We start from the raw sequence: 16,495 nt of genomic DNA, 5'->3' as shown, positions 1-16,495 counted from the left end.
AGTGGCAGGGGCAGAGGGTCTCGAACCCCCAACCTTCGGTTTTGGAGACCGACGCTCTGCCAATTGAGCTATGCCCCTGCAGCAGAGACTACAAGGCGCCCCAAGTCAGGGCGCCCTGCCGGGCTGCCGTCTCCGGCAGCCACGCACAAACTTACTCGATGATCTTCGCGACGACGCCAGCACCCACGGTGCGGCCACCTTCGCGGATCGCGAAACGCAGACCTTCTTCCATCGCGATCGGAGCGATCAGCTTGACCGTGATCGACACGTTGTCGCCAGGCATGACCATCTCGGTGCCTTCCGGCAGCTCGATCGCACCGGTCACGTCGGTCGTACGGAAGTAGAACTGCGGACGATAGTTGTTGAAGAACGGGGTGTGACGGCCGCCTTCGTCCTTGCTCAGCACATACACTTCACCGGTGAAGTGGGTGTGCGGCGTAATCGAACCGGGCTTGGCCAGAACCTGACCGCGCTCGACATCTTCACGCTTCGTGCCGCGCAGCAGAACGCCAACGTTGTCGCCAGCCTGACCTTGGTCGAGCAGCTTGCGGAACATTTCGACGCCCGTGCAGGTGGTCTTGACGGTGGGCTTGATACCGACGATTTCGATTTCTTCGCCAACCTTGACGATGCCGCGTTCGACACGGCCGGTCACCACGGTACCGCGACCCGAGATCGAGAACACGTCTTCGATCGGCAGCAGGAAGGGCTGATCGACAGCGCGTTCCGGCGTCGGGATGTAGCTGTCGAGCGCAGCGGCCAGCTCAAAGATCGCCGGTTCGCCGATCGGGCTCTGGTCGCCTTCGAGCGCCTTCAGGGCCGAACCCTTGACGATCGGGGTGTCATCACCCGGGAAGTCGTACTTCGAGAGCAGTTCGCGAACTTCCATCTCGACGAGTTCGAGCAGCTCGGCGTCGTCGACCATGTCGCACTTGTTCAGGAACACGATCACGTAAGGAACGCCAACCTGACGCGCCAGCAGGATGTGCTCGCGGGTCTGCGGCATCGGGCCGTCAGCGGCCGACACGACCAGGATCGCGCCGTCCATCTGCGCAGCACCGGTAATCATGTTCTTCACGTAGTCGGCGTGCCCCGGGCAGTCGACGTGCGCATAGTGACGGGTTTCGGTTTCGTATTCGACGTGCGCGGTATTGATCGTGATACCGCGTGCCTTTTCTTCCGGCGCCGCATCGATTTCGTCGTACTTCTTCGCAGCTCCGCCGAACTTCGCCGACAGAACAGTCGTGATCGCTGCAGTCAGCGTGGTCTTGCCATGGTCAACGTGACCGATGGTACCGACGTTCACGTGCGGTTTTGTCCGCTCGAATTTTTCCTTGGCCATGTCACTACCCCAGATGTCGTATCAGGAAACCCGGAGGACGCCCAAAGCCGCCCGCCGAACCGTAGAAATCAGTGGTGCCCATGACGTGGATCGAACACGTGGCCTCTCCCTTACCAAGGGAGTGCTCTACCACTGAGCTACATGGGCACGAAAAAACTTTTGCTGGAGCGGGTGAAGGGAATCGAACCCTCGTCTTAAGCTTGGAAGGCTTCAGCTCTACCATTGAGCTACACCCGCAGCAGACTTACCGCAACCAACCCACCTTGCGGTGGAAACACTTGGTGGAGGGGGAAGGATTCGAACCTTCGAAGGCAGTGCCGTCAGATTTACAGTCTGATCCCTTTGGCCACTCGGGAACCCCTCCCCGGTGAAACAAGCACTCTAGAGATCTATTCATCTCTTGTCAAGCGCATTTGAAAATTTCGCTTGAGAGCCGCAGCCGGGGGGCATTCTAACTGATTGCGTACCAGAAAGGTCAAAAGCCCTTCAGCTTGTCGCTGCAAGCTCTTGCGCGAACGGCGGGGATGGCCAAGGATTAGAACTTCTTCTCACTCCGAGCTGCTCATGCCCGCGCTGCGCGCCCTCGCCATCCAGATGATCGCGGCGGCACTGACCCTCGCCCTGCTGCGTCTGGGCGTCCTCACTCCGCCCTCTCTGCTCGGCCTGGCCGCGATCCAGGGCTGCTTCGCTGCTTCGCTCGCGCTCGCATCGCGCGTGCCGACCTGGTGGCTGCCCATTCACCTCTTCTTCCTGCCCGCGGCCGTTCTTGCGCTGCAGACCGGACTACCCTCCTGGTTCTGGGCGCTCGCCTTCATCATCCTCGCGCTGATCTACTGGAGCTGCTTCCTGACCCGGGTTCCGCTTTTCCTGTCCAACGCGAAGACGATCGCGCTGCTCGCCGAGTCTCTGCCCGCCGGGCCTCTGCGGGTGCTGGATATCGGCAGCGGCACGGGGAGCTTCGTGCGCGGCTTCGCCCGTCTTCGCCCCGATGCCGAAGTGCACGGCATCGAGGCCGCTCCCGCCCCCGCGCTTCTGGCGCGCTGGCTGGCCAGAGGCCAGAGCAACGCCCACCTCTCGCGGGGCGACTTCTTCGCGACCGACTGGTCCGGTTTCGATGTGATCTACGCATTTCTGTCCCCCGCCCCGATGGCCCGGGTCTGGGAGAAAGCGGGCCAGGAGCTGCGTCCCGGCGCCGTATTGATCTCCAACAGCTTCGCCGTCCCCGATCAGCGGGAAGCTGGCGTCCTCGATGTTGCCGACCGGCGCGGCACCCGGCTCTACTGCTACACGATGAGCGCGGCAAGCACCGCGCCTCCCCGGCACCGGATCTGGCCAAAGCGCCAGCCGGCCTGAAGTTGCGACAAGCGAGGCGGCCCGATCCGCCCGAACGGAGACAAGGCAAATGGCGGAGATCATCTGCATCATCGGCAACAAGGGAGGGACGGGGAAGACCACACTCTCCCACCTGCTCTGTCACGGTCTGACCCTGCTCGGGCGCCGCGCCGCCTGCGTGATGACCGATGAGGACAGGGAGCCGGTGCTGCCCGACGGGCGTCGCTACGTCGTCGCCGACGCGCGCTCGCCCCACGCGCGCGACAAGGTCGTCTCGCGGCTGCGCGAGCTCAAGGGCTGGATAGGCGTGCTCGACGGGGGCGCCAACCGCACCGACCTCGACATCTCGCTCTACCAGATGTCCGACATCGTGCTCCTTCCTTTCCGCGACTCACCCGAGGATTACCGGGCTGTACTGCGCGATCTCGACCTTTTCCCGAAAGCGCGCGCCCTGCCTTCGCAGTGGCCCCGAAACCGCTGGCAACTCGATGCGGCGAACCGGATGGTCGACGAACTGCCCGAGGATTTCCGCGCCCGGGTTCTCCCGCCGATCCACTCGATGTCGGCCACCAAGGTCCTGCTGCAGACCCGGCTTCAGAGCGAACCGGGTACGGCGCTGAACAGGCTCGCGCGCGAATTCGCGCAGGGCGTGTTGGGCCTGTTCGAAGAGGAAGCCTCCTGCGTCGCCACAGCCCTCGCCCAGGCACGCGCGGAAGCCGACGCCGAAGAGTCCGATCACCCGTGACAGGCGAATCCCAAACGCGTTTCTTTTTTCCAGAGGAGATGACATGACCCGGCCTTTCCGCATTCTCGGCATCCAGCAAGTCGCCATCGGCGGCCCCGACAAGGACCGTCTGGCCCATCTGTGGGGAGATCTGTTCGGGCTTGAGCGGATGGGGAACTTCCGCAGCGAGCGCGAGAACGTCGATGAGGACATCTTCGCGATGGGCATCGGCGCCGCACGCTGTGAAGTGGACCTGATGCAGCCGCTGGATCCCGCAAAGAAACCCCGGGTCGACGAACCGCCGCTCAACCATATCGGTCTGTGGGTCGACGATCTGCCCCGCGCCGTCGAATGGCTGGGCGCCCAGGGGCTGCGCTTCACGCCAGGAGGGATACGCCGCGGCGCAGCGGGCTTCGACATCTGCTTCGTTCACCCGAAAGGCAATGAAGCGGCGCCGAACAGCGGCGAAGGGGTGCTGATCGAGCTGGTTCAGGCTCCGGAGGCCGTGATCGCGGCTTTTACCGCACTCGCCAAGGCCTGATGCGCAGTCAAAAAAGGGGACCGGCTCAGAGCCGGTCCCGTAACGTGGGAGCCTGACAGGCTCCCCTCCCCCTTGAAACCACTTGGCACGGCCGCTGCCGTGCCCAAAAATCGTGCATTCGCTGACAAGTTACTTCGCTCCCACCGGAGCGGGTTTGCTTGGCATCAACAGATCACCGCGGATGCCGGCTCCGTTCGATCAACGGGAGATCTCAAGCAGCCGGACGGCCGCCACCGAGGCCGGCAGCTTCCCGCCCTCGACCGCTGCGAGAACCTCGGGCAAGGCCAGCCGGACCGGCTCGCTCGCCTGAAAGCGCAGCTGCAAACCTTCCTGGACCAAGGCCCACATCCAGGCCAGGGCCTGCTGGCGCCGCCTCGCCTCGAACTCACCCTTCTCGCGCCGCACCGCGATCAAACCCTCCAGCGCCATCCAGAAGGCCTCGACACCCTCGGCGCGCAGCGCCGACAGCCCGAGGATCGGCACTTCGGCGCCATGACCGCGCAACAGCGACAGGGCCGAGCCCATCTGGGCCCGGGCCCGCATCGCCGCATCCGGGTCGAGATCCTCCTTGTTGATGACGATCAGATCGGCAAGCTCGACGATTCCCTTCTTGATCGCCTGCAGCTCGTCGCCGGCATTGGGGAGCTGCATCAGCACGAAGGCATCGCTCATCCCGGCGACCGCGGTCTCGCTCTGACCGACCCCGACGGTCTCGACGATCACGATGTCGAAGCCCGCCGCTTCGAGCACCAGCATCGCCTCGCGGGTTCGCGATGCAACGCCGCCCAGAGTGCCGCCGGAAGGAGAAGGCCGGATGAATGCCGCATCCTCGCAGGCAAGCTTCTCCATCCGGGTCTTGTCGCCGAGGATCGAGCCTCCGTTGAGGCTGGAGCTCGGGTCGACCGCGAGCACCGCGACGCGGTGCCCCTTCCCGATCAGGAACAGGCCCAGAGCCTCGATGAACGTGGATTTGCCGACGCCCGGCACGCCGGACATGCCGACGCGAACCGCCCGCCCCGAGTGCGGGAGCAGCGCGTTCAGCAGCGCACGGGCGCGCAGCCGGTGGTCCGCGCGCGTCGATTCAAGCAGGGTGATGGTCTTGGCCAACGCACGGCGCTGCCCCGCCAGCACTCCTTCGAGCAGCGCATTGTCGATCTCGGCGACTTCCAGATCCTGCGCCGGCATCGCCTCTCAACCGGGATTGCGCGCGCGAATCGCCGCAAGAGTCTCGCGGGCAGCCTGTTCGACCTGGGTTCCCGGCCCGAAGATGCAGGCCACGCCCGCTTCGCGCAGAAAGGCGTAGTCCTGAGCCGGGATCACTCCGCCGACGATGACCGCGATGTCGGTCGCTCCCTGCTCGCGCAGAGCCGAGATCAACTGCGGCACCAGAGTCTTGTGGCCGGCCGCAAGCGTCGAAATCCCGATCGCGTGGACATCGTTCTCGACCGCCTGACGGGCCGCCTCTTCCGGCGTCGCGAACATCGGTCCGATATCGACGTCGAAGCCGAGATCGGAATAGGCGCTCGCGATGACCTTGGCGCCCCTATCGTGCCCATCCTGGCCGAGCTTCGCGATCAGGATGCGCGGTCGCCTGCCCGCATCGAGCGCAAAGCGCTCGATCTCCTCTTTCAACGCCTTCCAGCCCGAATCTTCCGCCACGACCGCTCCATAGACTCCTGAAACCGTCTGCGATGAAGCCTTGTGCCGGCCCCAGACCTTCTCCAACGCATCGGAGATCTCGCCGACCGTCGCCCTCACCCTGGCCGCATCGACCGCCAGTGCCAGCAGGTTGCCTTCGCCGCTTCGCGCCGCCTCGGTCAGCGCCTCCAGCGTCGTGGCCACTCTGGCTGCATCGCGGCGGGCACGGATCTCGGCGAGCCTGGCCAGCTGCTTCTCGCGGACGAGCGTGTTGTCGATCTCGAGGATCTCGATCGGCGCCTGCTCCTTGAGCTGGTACTTGTTGACGCCAACGATCACGTCGCGCCCGGAATCTATCCTCGCCTGCTTGTCGGCCGCGCAGCGTTCAACCTGAAGCTTGGCCCAGCCCGAGCCGACCGCGCGGGTCATCCCGCCCAGCGCTTCGACTTCCTCGATGATCGTCCAGGCCTTGTCCGCGAGATCCTGGGTCAGCCTCTCCATCATGTAGGAGCCGGCCCACGGATCGATCACGTTGCAGATGTGGGTCTCCTCCTGGATCAGGATCTGCGTGTTGCGCGCGATCCGCGCCGAGAACTCGGTGGGCAGTGCGATCGCCTCGTCGAGCGCGTTCGTGTGCAGAGACTGGGTGCCGCCGAAGACGGCCGCCATCGCTTCGACGGTGGTCCGGATCACGTTGTTGTAGGGATCCTGCTCGGTCAGCGACCAACCCGAGGTCTGACAGTGCGTGCGCAGCATCATCGACTTCGGGCTCTTCGCGCCGAACTCCTTCATGATCTTCCACCACAACAGCCGCGCTGCGCGCAGCTTGGCCACTTCGAGGTAGAAGTTCGTGCCGATCGCGAAGAAGAAGGAGAGCCGACCGGCAAAGGCATCGACATCGAGGCCGGTCGACAACGCGGTGCGCACATACTCCTTGCCGTCGGCGAGCGTGAAAGCGAGCTCGATCGCCTGATTCGCGCCGGCTTCCTGGATATGGTAGCCGGAGATCGAGATCGAATTGAACTTCGGCATGTGCTCGGCCGTATAGCCGATGATGTCTGCGATGATCCGCATCGATGGCTCGGGCGGATAGATGTAGGTGTTGCGGACCATGAACTCCTTGAGGATGTCGTTCTGTATCGTCCCCGAGAGCTTGTCCAGGCTAACGCCCTGTTCCTCTGCGGCCACGATATAGCCCGCCAGAACCGGCAGCACCGCGCCATTCATCGTCATCGAAACGCTGATCTTGTCGAGCGGAATCCCATCGAACAGGATCTTCATGTCCTCGACCGAGTCGATCGCGACTCCGGCCTTGCCGACGTCGCCAACCACGCGCGGGTGATCGGAATCGTAGCCGCGGTGCGTCGCCAGATCGAATGCGACCGAAATCCCCTGCCCCCCCGCCGCGAGCGATTTGCGATAGAAAGCGTTGGATTCCTCGGCGGTCGAGAAGCCGGCGTACTGCCGGATCGTCCACGGCCTCGTCGCATACATCGTCGGTTGAGGCCCGCGCACGAAAGGCGCAAAGCCAGGCAACGTATCGGTATAGGGAAGACCGGCCAGATCGGCGGCGGTATAGAGCGCCTTGACGGTGAGCCCCTCGGGCGTCGTCCAGTTCATCGCGGCGGGGTCTCCCCCGGGTGCGGACTTGGCTGCGGCCGCCAGCCAGGCAGACAGATCAACCGAAGTTTTGATCTCGGACATCCCATCCCCCAGACGCCCGGCAAGCCCCCGGAACTGCAGCCGTCGGGCAAAAATAAAAGGGCCCGCGCGAATCCGCGCGGGCCGGAGCTATCGGAGCAATCGTGACACCTCCCCCCAGACGTATCACGATGCCTGCCGGATCCCGCGCTGGCGCGCTTCGCCGGAAGTTCCGGCTCTCGATCGCGGCTTGACAGCCCACAAGGCAGATAATACCCGAATCACCAAACTGAATACAAGAATAAATTTATTTTATTGTGCTTTTATTCCTGCGCACCCCGGCGTCTGTGGGCATCGCTGAGCATTTTTGCTGCCAGGCGCAGCAATCCCAAGGAAAAAGTACGCTTCTGATGTGCGAAGCGAGCCTGACCCACGCTCTCCGCCGGAACAGCCAGGCCGGTCAGCCGCCAGGATCAGGGGGCGTCGGCAGCCGCCATCAGCGTCGAAGTGATGAACTTCCAGTGCGCGGGATCGACCGGAGTGATCGACAACCGGTTGCCCTTCTGCAGCATCCTGAGCGTCTCCAGCTCGGGTTCGGCGCGCAGTGCGGCGAGGCTCACCAGCGGCGTCTTGCGCACCAGAGTCACATCGACGTTGAGCCAACGCGGAGTCTGCCGGGTCGCCTTCGGGTCGAAATAGCGGCTGTCCGGATCGAACTGGGTCGCATCCGGATAGGCCAGGCTGCTGATGCTGACGATCCCGACGATGCCCGGCTGAGCGCAGTTCGAGTGATAGAAGAAAGCCTGATCGCCGGGCGTCATCTGGTCGCGCATGAAATTGCGCGCCTGATAGTTGCGCACGCCATACCAGGCGACAGTTTGATCGGGCATCGCCGCCAGATCATCGATCGAGCAGTCGGACGGCTCGGACTTCATCAACCAGTAGCGCATGGAACCCCGATCCTGAAAAGGAAAAGGGCGCGAAGCGATGCTCCGCGCCCTTCAAGATGGATCCCCCGCCTGTGCCGTAGAGGCCGGCATCCCGAACCTAGGGTTCAGGGAGGCTGCCTTCCTCCCGCTTCAGGTACACCCGAGGGTGCGCACAACAGCGGTTACAAGGGTCGGCAACCTAGTCGTAGAAGACATTGGTCCAAGGAATCTACGACCTATTACGAACACGGCAGGGGAAAACTGCTGGGGAGGCGCAATACCGCTTTCCCCGAATCCTGTCATCAAGCCACGCTCAGAACAGCTTTTCCTGGGGGGTCATGGCCTGATCGATCTTGTCCCCCATCGCTTCAATTCTACGCACGAAGCCCGGCAGATCCAAGCCGCTTCCTCGCTGCAACTGCAAAAGATCGTGGGCGATGTTCAGCGCAGTCATGACCGCCAGAGTCTCGCACCCCGCATGGGTGCGCGATTCGAGCTCATACATCCGCCCATCGACGAGTGCCACCGCGGCGAGAAGCGTATCGCGCTGGGCCGGATCGATGCTGACGCTGTATTCGCGACCGTAAATCGAAAAATCGACGTGATCCGTCACGATTCGGCCCCCATTTTCTCGGGAAGCATGGCCAATGCAGCCTCTATCCTGGCCGTCGCGGCACCAACCTTGTTGTTCAAGCGCAGATTCTCCGATTCGAGTTCCCCGACACGGGCCCGCAAGTCAGAATTCTCCGCGCGCAGCTTTGTGCCCTGCGCAAGCAGCAAATCGAGCTTCTGTTCCAGAGCGGCAAGTTCTTGTTCCATGGACAGGATGTTAGGGGGCGAGGTGAGCAGGGGTCAAGCCGCTCGCGCAAGCGCAGCTTACAATCCCAGTCCCGGCTACTCACCGCCCTCGCGATGCCCCAGTCCTCCCTCCGCTCTATCGCCATCTGGCTCGCCACGAGTCTGAGCCTGATCTCGTCGGGCCCGGCACTTGCCGCTCCGATCACGGTCCGCGACGACAGCGGGCAGACCGTCCACCTCGCCTCCGCCGCACGCCGGATCATCAGCCTCTCGCCCCATGCGACGGAGCTGCTCTATGCCGCCGGGGCCGGGGAGCGGCTGATCGCGGTCTCCGCCTACAGCGACTGGCCGGCGGCGGCGAGAAAGCTCCCTTCCGTCGGCAGCTATCAGGCACTCGATCTCGAACGCATCGCCAGCCTGCATCCCGACCTCGTCGTCGGCTGGGCTTCGGGCAATCCCCAGCCCCAGATCGCCCGGCTGCGCGCGCTGGGCATTCCGGTTTTCCTCAGCGAACCCAGGCAGATCGGGCAGATCGCAGCCAACCTGCGCACGCTCTCGCGTCTGACTGGCAGCGCCGTGGCGGGTGAGGCCGCCGCGAAGCGCTTCGAAGCGCAGATCACCGCGCTGCAAAGCCGCTATTCAGGGCGCAGGACCGTCAAGGTTTTCTACGAAATCTGGCCACAGCCGCTGATGACCTTGAACGGCCAACACATGGTCAGCGCGGCGATCACTCTGTGTGGAGGCGAGAACGTGTTCGCAAGCCTGGGGCCGCTCGCGCCGACGATCAGCCAGGAGGCCGTCCTGAAGGCCAGACCCGAGCTGATCCTGACCCCGTCGGAAGCCGGTCAGGCGAGCGCCCAGGCGCTCGCCGAGTGGAAGCGCTGGCCCCAGCTCCCCGCCGTCCGCTATCGCAACCTCGCCAGCGTGGACGGCAATCTGCTCAACCGCTCCGGTCCTCGTTTCGCGGACGGTGCCGAGCAGCTCTGCGTCGCGCTGGAGGCCGCGCGCCAACGCCTCCCCTAGCTAGGCACTCAAGCGCCCGGCCTCGGGGCGCGAGCGACGGCGCGAGAAGAACTTGGCGCCCTCGACTCCGCGCACGGCAACTTCTTCCTCCCCTCCTTCGACACAGGCGAGAAAACGCCAGACTCCGCACAGCGAGATCGACTCGCCCAAACTCCGGGCGAGTTCCTCGGCGGCGGCGAGATCTCCTGGCGCAACGCAGACTAGAACCAGGCAGGCGCGCCAGCTCGGGGCTTCCGGGCAGATCCGGCGCACGACAAACCCCGAGCGGACGAAGCTGTGCGGACGCAGTTCGCGCACCAGCGCGCGCATCTCATGGATCTCCAGACCGGAAGGCTCGTTGCGCACGGCAGCGACCGGCGCGTCAAGCTCACGCTGAACCTTGACCGCCTGCTGCAGCAGCTCGGCCAGACGTTTACGGTAAGGCTCGGCGACCTGGCTCATGCCGCAGGACTCGTAGTGTTCGATTAGCAGCGCGGTGGCCTGCAAGCCCACCGCATCATCCTCGCCGAGCGACTGACGCAGATAGGCGACGCCACTCGGATCGTTCCGGCTCACCAGCAGACGCCCCATCGCGAGCAAAGCGTCGGGCCGTCCCGGCGCCTCGGGCATCATCTCGCGGTAGACCTTGAGCGGGTCGCGGTCGCCCGCATAGCGCTCGACCAGCATCGCTAGTTCAAGACGGTCCGATACACCGAGCGCCAGCCCTTCGGCTTCGAGTCGGGCGATGCGATCCAGCGCCCGGCTCACCTCCCAGTGCCGGCGCCGCCAGCTGCTGCGCTCGGCATCCCACCAGTCACGATCGAGCAGCCCGGCCAGGCGATCGAGTGCCGGCCCCAGATAGCGATCCCCGGCGCGCTCTCCGCCCCGCTTTTCGCGCAGCGAATCGACGCCCAGCGCCTTGACCCGGACGCCCAGGCTGGGGTGAGTCCCCAGCAGGGAATCATCGCTCTGCGCGATCTCGTCGAACCAGCTCGCCGCGGCCCGGCGGTCAAACCCCGCCCTCAGCGCGGCCCTCATGTTCCGGTAGGGCAGGATGGCCGGCCGCTCGGAGCGATCGGCCTGGGCATAGACTTTGTGCCAGTAGTCCTGGACCAGAAAGCGGTGCTTGAGCGCGAGTTCGGCCAGAGCCTGACCCAACAACTTCGCTCCGACGACTCTGGCCGCCGATTCATCGGCTTCCATCTCGTCCAGATGGGAGAGCACCAGAGAACCCGCACAGTAGACGGGCGACTCGTAGCGGGCGATCGCGGACAGCAGGAAACGGAAGGGGGAGCGGTCGTTCTCCATGTTGTCGAGAACCTGGTGCCAGAAGCTGCGCAGATGACACCCCCAGCCCCCCAGCGCGATGCGCTGGCTGCGCAGATGACCGAATTCATGCGCCAGAACCGCGACGAACTGCCTGGGCGCCAGGGCCAGGGCCAGCGGCAAACCCAGAATCAGGGTGTTGCGCTGAGTGCCGCCGAGATGCAGACAGGGACGTTGGGTGATCGCCGCGTTCAGATCGCCGGTGATCCTGACCTCGTGGATTGGAGGAGAGCGGAAGCGGCGCTGCAGCCGTTCGAGCAGCGCGAACATCTCCGGAGCCTCTTCGCGCGCCAGAAGCATTCCCGCCATCGGCGCAAAGCGCGCGCGCAGAACCCTTCCGACTGAAACGATCCAGGCCAGGGCCAGGATCAGCAACGGGATGCGCAGCAGCCAAAGCAAAGGAGGCCCGGAATAGTCTCCCGAGAAAACCGGACTCAGCGACCAAAGCAAGCCGAGCAGGGCCAGAGCGCCGCTAAGCAGAACCACCCCTAAGCCTATGACCGCCCGCGCGGTGATCTTCAGATGAATCAGCCGTGGATGGCGCAGCGCACAGAGGCGGTAGTTCTCGAAGAGAGCTTCAAAGTCGGCCTTCAGCATGAGGAAAGTGTCGTCCGGGCTGGCGGCAAGCGCAAGCTCAGCAGACGAACGGCACCTCAGCGCGGCAGAAAAACACTGCGTCCGCGATCATCCAGGCAGCGCAGCGGATGGCCCAGAGCGCGCGAGAGCTTCCCGGTGGTCGCGATCTCGGCACAGGATCCCTCTTCCCATTCGCCGTTCCCGAGCAGCAGCAGAACCCGGTTGGCCCAACTCAGAGCCAGATTCAGGTCGTGCTCGACAATGACGACCGCGGCGCCCCGCGCCGCGAGTCCGGCAAAATGCTCGAGCACCGCGACTTGACTGGACAAATCCAGATGAGTGAGCGGTTCGTCGAGCAGATAGAGGGAGGGGGTTTGGGTCAGCACAGTTGCCAGCGCGACTCTCTGACGCTCGCCGCCGGACAGGGTCAGCACGTTGCGCCCCTCAAAGCCGGACAGATCCATCGCCCGCAACGCTTCGCGCGCAATCTTCAGCTCTTCGTCCCCTTCCCAGGCGAAACGCCCCATCCACGGATGGCGGCCGACCAGAACGGCTTCGAGCACGCTGCTCGCGAAAGCATCCTCGGGATGCTGGGGGAGCCAGGCGCGCAGCCTGGCCAGAGCCTCGGGCTTCCAGGCCGACAGTTCGCGCTCCGCGCACCGAACTGCCCCCGCCATCAGCGGGTGCAGGCCGGCCAAGGCCGCCAACAGCGTGCTCTTGCCGACGCCATTGCGGCCCAGCACGGCGAGCCGGTCTCCAGGCGCAAGTGAGAACGACGCATCGCGCACCGCGCAGATCGAACCGATGCCGACGGAAATATTCCCGGCGGCCAGCAGCGGACTAGCCTTCATCGCGGATGCCTCGCCAGCAGCCACAGGAAGACCGGGACTCCGATCAGCGCGGTCAGGACTCCGACCGGGAGCTGCTGAGGCGCGGCGATCGTGCGCGCCGCGGTGTCGGCCAGCAGCAGCAGGATACCCCCGCCCAAAGCCGAAGCCGGCAGCAGCAACCTCTGGTCGTTGCCGAGCACGAGACGCAGCAAATGGGGAACGATCAGCCCGACGAAACCGACGCTGCCGACCGCCGAAACCGCGACGGCGGTCATCAGGCTCGCCACAAAAAAAACCGCGAGACGCAAACGCCGGGTCGCGACGCCCAGCGCCTGCGCACAGCGCTCACCCCGCGCGAGCAGGTTCAGTTCGCGCGCGACCGGCAGGCTCAGCGCAACGCCCAGCGCGAGCACCGCGAGGATCCACAACGGATTCTGCGCCGCCCCCGCATCGCCCATCATCCAGAACAGCATGCCGCGCAGCGAGCGCTCCGGCGCGATGCTGAGCATCAGCGAAACCAGGGCCCCGCAGCCGGCCGCGACCACGACTCCGGTCAGCAGCAGCCGGGTCGGCGTCCAGCTCCCCTCGCCGCGGGCCAGACCAAAGACCACGAACATCGCGGCCAGCGCTCCGCCGAAACTCGCCAGATCACACCACGGACTGGCCAGACCCAGCATCATCGCCCCCAGAGCGCCAACTGCAGCGCCGCCGGAGACGCCGAGCACATACGGATCGGCCAGAGGGTTGCGCAACAGCACCTGCATCAGAGCACCGGAGAGCGCGAGCAGCCCACCGCAGCCGAAAGCGGCCAGCGCGCGCGGCAGGCGCAGCTCGCGCACGACGTTCGCGCCCAGCGACTCGGTCGAGCCGCTCAGCGCGCTGAGAATCGCGCCCGGACCAACGCCGACCTCTCCCGCCGCCAGCGCCCACAGCATCGCTGCGAGCGCGGTCAGCGCGAGCAGCACGAAGGCGGACAGAGCGTGGCGGCGCGGCATCGTCAAAACCAGGGAAGAGGAGGAAGCCGACATTGTCGCGCTGCGCGCCCCTTAACGGGTGCTGATGCGCACGCCGGCAAAGAGGGTGGCGCCTGCCGTGCCATAGCCCCAGGCCGTCTCGTAGCGATGGTCGAAGACGTTGTCGAGACGCGCTTCGAAGCGGACGGTCGGGCTCAGCGCATACTGACCGAACAGGTTCACGAGGCCATAACCGCCCATCCGCTTCGTGTTCGCCGCATCTTCGAAACGACCGCTGACAGCGGAGAACTCGCTGCCCAGCTTCCAGCGCTCGTTGCCATAACTCGCGGCGAGCTTGGCCTGGCGCTGGGCGCGCCGCGCCAGCTGCAGCCCCGTGTCGGGATCGCGCGCGCGCAGCCAGTCGGCGCTGCCTTCCAGCGCGAAGCCCCCCCATCCGGTCGCGCCGGCCAGGGTCAGGCCTTCGAGTTCGGCGCGCGCGACGTTCTGCGCAACGCAGACCCAGTTCGCATCGCAGACCGAGTTGATCAGGTTGCTGACCCGGTTGCGATAGCCGGTCAGTGACGCGCGACTGCCGTCGGCGGACCACGCGAGCGCGACTTCGCCACTGCGCCCCTTCTCGGGATTCAGCGCTTCGTTGCCGTAGCCAGGATAGTAGAGCTCGTTGAAGCTGGGCGCCCGGAAGGAAGTGCCCCAGCTCGCACGCAAGCGCCAGTCGGGCACGAACTGCCAGCCCCAGGCCAGCGTTCCGGTCGTATGAGCGCCGAACTGCGAGTTGTCGTCGCGGCGCAGATCGGCCTGCAAGTGTTGGCTACCAACATCCAGAGTCCAGCCGCCGTAGATTCCGGTGATCGTCCGCGCCCGGTCGAAACTGCCTTCAGACAAGGCCGACTGGCGCACGCTGCTCGCCCCCAGCACCCAGGAACCGACAGCGCTGCGGATGTCGTTCTGCCAGTCGATCTGGTTCTGACGGGTCCGGAAGCTCGCGCCGAGCGGCGTCCAGGGCGCGAAGTCGCGGCTGTCGTCGAGCGTGCTGCCCAGGCGCAGCGTGCTGTCCCAGCCATCCAGCAGGCGATCCTTCAGGCTCGCACCGAAAGCCGAGACTTCGACATCGGCATAGGCATCGAAAGGCAGGCCGGCGCCGTCCTGCGCGTCGTAATGAGTGCGCCCCTTGTTGTACTGGGCGCTCAGGTCGAGCTGGTGGCCGTCGGCGATCTTCCACCCCAGGCTTCCCCCCAGCGCGGAGCGGCGATAGCCATCGCGATCCGGATCATAGCTATAAGCCTGCTTGCTCTTGTCGGCGATCGCCGAAAAGCCGTCGGTCTTGTCGTAGCTCCCGCGCAGCGAGAAGCGCAAGGCTCCCGCCTCGCCCGAGCCGCCCAGAGCGTAGGACTCGGCGCCGTAGCGCCCGGCTCCGGCGAACGCATCCAGGGCCGGCTTGCCTTGGCCCTGACGCGTGAAGATCTGGATCACCCCACCGACCGCATCGGCGCCGTAGAGCGCCGAGGCCGGGCCGCGGACGATCTCGATGCGCTCGATCTGCTCGAGCGACAGGTGTTCGAGCGCCGCACCTCCGGTCGTTTCCGACCCGAAACGCAGGCCGTCGACGAGAATCAGGGTCTGCGCGGCACTCGCACCGCGGACGAAGACCGACGAAGCCGTGCCCGGCCCGCCGTTGGACGAGAAGCTGATGCCGGCCTGGCGGCCGAGCAGCTCGGCCAGGCCGCTGCTTCCCGCCTGGGCGATCTCGTCGCGGTCGATGACTGTGACGTCGGCCAGAGACTCGGCGACACGCACCGGCTGACGGCTGGCGGTCACGACGACGGCTTCGGCGACGCTGTCGGCCGCCGAGGAAATGAGGGGGAAAGCTGCGATCAACGCAGCGCAGAGCGGTTTCAAGTTTGAGCTCCCTGATGGCCGGCGTGCGACCCCGCACGCCAGAAACGATAAAGAGAAGAAGCACAGGGAAGCGTCATGAACGCGCGATGCGTCCGACCGTCGCCCCGCGGTTCGTCCATCCATGCGCGCGCCAAAGCGCAACGCAACCGAAAGGCCGGTATCCGGGCTCGCGAGTGGGCGTCTGGCGTCCGCAGCGCATCGCCTTCCCGGGCAGAACCCAGTGGCATCGTGATGCACCGCTCTCGCTTACCGTTGCGGGGGCAGCACAGGCCTTGCCCGCCGGTCGGCGGACTCACCTGTTTCCCGTTTGACTCTCGCCGTGATGTCGGCAAAAGCACCTTTCGGCAAACACCCCGGATGAACCGGGGCTGGCCGGGAGTCTATCATCGTGCTTCCAGGCAACCCAACAAGACCATGATTGAACTGATTCTGGGCGGCGCCCGCTCCGGCAAGAGCCGCTACGCATGCGAGCAGGCACAGCAAGGCGGGCTGCCCGTCCATTACCTCGTCACCGCCGAGGCGCTGGACGACGAGATGGCGCAGCGGATTTCGCGCCACCGCGGTGAGCGCCCCGCCCATTGGCTGACCGTCGAAGCCCCGCTCGCCCTCGCCGAGGCGATCACCGCGCACGCCACGGCGCAGAGCTGCCTGATCGTCGACTGCCTGACCCTGTGGCTGTCCAACCAGATCCTCGGCGGCGCCGATGAAGACGCACTGGCATCCCAGCGCGAAGCACTGTGCGCCGCGCTCGCCCAAGCCCCCGGCGAACTGCTCATCGTCTCCAATGAAGTCGGTCTGGGTCTGGTCCCCGAAACTCCGCTGGGCCGCGCTTTCCGCGATGCGCAGGGACGGCTCAACCAGGCCGTCGCCGCGGTCGCGCAGCGCGTCGTTTTCATCGCCGCCGGGCTGCCGCTCTGCCTGAAAGGCTGAGATTCGCCTTGTGCTA

Annotated in this window: 15 protein-coding genes, 4 tRNA genes, 1 other RNA gene and 1 riboswitch; of the genes, 5 read left to right on the top strand and 15 right to left on the bottom strand. The window is 65.4% G+C overall.

What is annotated here, in order from left to right; genetic code table 11:
• Positions 1-2: 2 nt before the first annotated feature.
• The 5 genes from ACHFB9_RS02690 to ACHFB9_RS02670 all read right to left on the bottom strand — a co-directional run bounded on the left by ACHFB9_RS02690 (position 3) and on the right by ACHFB9_RS02670 (position 1,706).
• Positions 3-78, bottom strand: a tRNA-Trp gene (locus ACHFB9_RS02690).
• A gap of 73 nt (positions 79-151) precedes the next feature.
• Positions 152-1,342 carry an elongation factor Tu gene (gene tuf, locus ACHFB9_RS02685; protein ID WP_417069438.1) on the bottom strand — a complete coding sequence of 397 codons (1,191 nt, stop codon included), beginning with the start codon at positions 1,340-1,342 and terminating at the stop codon, positions 152-154.
• A gap of 72 nt (positions 1,343-1,414) precedes the next feature.
• Positions 1,415-1,489 (bottom strand) — tRNA-Thr (locus tag ACHFB9_RS02680).
• Between the two features lie 16 nt (positions 1,490-1,505).
• Positions 1,506-1,579, bottom strand: a tRNA-Gly gene (locus tag ACHFB9_RS02675).
• Between the two features lie 42 nt (positions 1,580-1,621).
• A tRNA-Tyr gene (locus tag ACHFB9_RS02670) sits at positions 1,622-1,706 on the bottom strand.
• 200 nt (positions 1,707-1,906) lie between these two features.
• Here ACHFB9_RS02670 and ACHFB9_RS02665 point away from each other — a divergent pair.
• From ACHFB9_RS02665 to ACHFB9_RS02655, 3 genes are read left to right on the top strand one after another with little or no spacing between them, the layout of a single operon-like run.
• Positions 1,907-2,695 carry a class I SAM-dependent methyltransferase gene (locus tag ACHFB9_RS02665; protein WP_417069437.1) on the top strand — a complete coding sequence of 263 codons (789 nt, stop codon included), beginning with the start codon at positions 1,907-1,909 and terminating at the stop codon, positions 2,693-2,695.
• A 49-nt stretch (positions 2,696-2,744) separates the two neighbouring features.
• Positions 2,745-3,419: a hypothetical protein gene (locus tag ACHFB9_RS02660; protein WP_417069436.1), complete on the top strand. Its 675-nt coding sequence runs from the start codon at positions 2,745-2,747 to the stop codon at positions 3,417-3,419.
• 43 nt (positions 3,420-3,462) lie between these two features.
• A complete protein-coding gene (locus ACHFB9_RS02655; RefSeq protein WP_417069435.1) occupies positions 3,463-3,939 on the top strand; it encodes a VOC family protein in 477 nt (158 codons plus the stop codon).
• Between the two features lie 198 nt (positions 3,940-4,137).
• On the opposite strand, the gene meaB is transcribed toward ACHFB9_RS02655, so the two are convergent.
• The 6 genes from meaB to ACHFB9_RS02625 form a co-directional block, all read right to left on the bottom strand.
• The gene (gene meaB / locus ACHFB9_RS02650) at positions 4,138-5,124 is read right to left on the bottom strand and encodes a methylmalonyl Co-A mutase-associated GTPase MeaB (protein WP_417069434.1); all 987 of its coding nucleotides are present in this window, start codon (positions 5,122-5,124) and stop codon (positions 4,138-4,140) included.
• A 6-nt stretch (positions 5,125-5,130) separates the two neighbouring features.
• Positions 5,131-7,281: a methylmalonyl-CoA mutase gene (scpA, locus tag ACHFB9_RS02645; protein ID WP_417069433.1), complete on the bottom strand. Its 2,151-nt coding sequence runs from the start codon at positions 7,279-7,281 to the stop codon at positions 5,131-5,133.
• Positions 7,282-7,691: 410 nt separating this feature from the next.
• Positions 7,692-8,168 (bottom strand): EVE domain-containing protein, encoded by a 477-nt coding sequence (locus ACHFB9_RS02640; protein WP_417069432.1) that lies wholly within the window; start codon positions 8,166-8,168, stop codon positions 7,692-7,694.
• 58 nt (positions 8,169-8,226) lie between these two features.
• Positions 8,227-8,407, bottom strand: a non-coding RNA gene (gene ssrS, locus ACHFB9_RS02635) — 6S RNA.
• A 53-nt stretch (positions 8,408-8,460) separates the two neighbouring features.
• The gene (locus ACHFB9_RS02630; RefSeq protein ID WP_417069431.1) at positions 8,461-8,760 is read right to left on the bottom strand and encodes a cell division protein ZapA; all 300 of its coding nucleotides are present in this window, start codon (positions 8,758-8,760) and stop codon (positions 8,461-8,463) included.
• Positions 8,757-8,966 (bottom strand): hypothetical protein, encoded by a 210-nt coding sequence (locus ACHFB9_RS02625; protein WP_417069430.1) that lies wholly within the window; start codon positions 8,964-8,966, stop codon positions 8,757-8,759. The genes ACHFB9_RS02630 and ACHFB9_RS02625 overlap by 4 nt, the downstream gene beginning before the upstream one ends.
• Positions 8,967-9,059: 93 nt before the next feature.
• On the opposite strand from ACHFB9_RS02625, the gene ACHFB9_RS02620 reads away from it, so the two are divergent.
• The gene (locus ACHFB9_RS02620; protein ID WP_417069429.1) at positions 9,060-9,968 is read left to right on the top strand and encodes a cobalamin-binding protein; all 909 of its coding nucleotides are present in this window, start codon (positions 9,060-9,062) and stop codon (positions 9,966-9,968) included.
• On the opposite strand, the gene ACHFB9_RS02615 is transcribed toward ACHFB9_RS02620, so the two are convergent.
• From ACHFB9_RS02615 to ACHFB9_RS02600, 4 genes are read right to left on the bottom strand one after another with little or no spacing between them, the layout of a single operon-like run.
• Entirely contained in the window at positions 9,969-11,870 is a 1,902-nt protein-coding gene (locus tag ACHFB9_RS02615) for a M48 family metalloprotease (protein ID WP_417069428.1), read from the bottom strand.
• A 56-nt stretch (positions 11,871-11,926) separates the two neighbouring features.
• On the bottom strand, positions 11,927-12,700 hold the full coding sequence (locus ACHFB9_RS02610) for an ABC transporter ATP-binding protein (protein WP_417069427.1): 774 nt from the start codon (positions 12,698-12,700) through the stop codon (positions 11,927-11,929).
• Complete coding sequence (locus ACHFB9_RS02605; protein ID WP_417071320.1) at positions 12,697-13,674, bottom strand: FecCD family ABC transporter permease; 978 nt, start codon at positions 13,672-13,674, stop codon at positions 12,697-12,699. The genes ACHFB9_RS02610 and ACHFB9_RS02605 overlap by 4 nt, the downstream gene beginning before the upstream one ends.
• A gap of 51 nt (positions 13,675-13,725) precedes the next feature.
• Positions 13,726-15,549 carry a TonB-dependent receptor domain-containing protein gene (locus tag ACHFB9_RS02600; protein ID WP_417069426.1) on the bottom strand — a complete coding sequence of 608 codons (1,824 nt, stop codon included), beginning with the start codon at positions 15,547-15,549 and terminating at the stop codon, positions 13,726-13,728.
• A 134-nt stretch (positions 15,550-15,683) separates the two neighbouring features.
• Positions 15,684-15,906: riboswitch (cobalamin riboswitch) on the bottom strand.
• A 57-nt stretch (positions 15,907-15,963) separates the two neighbouring features.
• Here ACHFB9_RS02600 and cobU point away from each other — a divergent pair.
• A complete protein-coding gene (gene cobU, locus ACHFB9_RS02595; protein WP_417069425.1) occupies positions 15,964-16,479 on the top strand; it encodes a bifunctional adenosylcobinamide kinase/adenosylcobinamide-phosphate guanylyltransferase in 516 nt (171 codons plus the stop codon).
• The last annotated feature ends 16 nt before the right edge of the window (positions 16,480-16,495 follow it).

Source organism: Niveibacterium terrae (assembly GCF_048213115.1).
In the GTDB taxonomy this organism is placed as follows: Bacteria; Pseudomonadota; Gammaproteobacteria; order Burkholderiales; family Rhodocyclaceae; genus Niveibacterium; species Niveibacterium terrae.
This window is presented reverse-complemented; position numbering and strand designations above follow the sequence as displayed.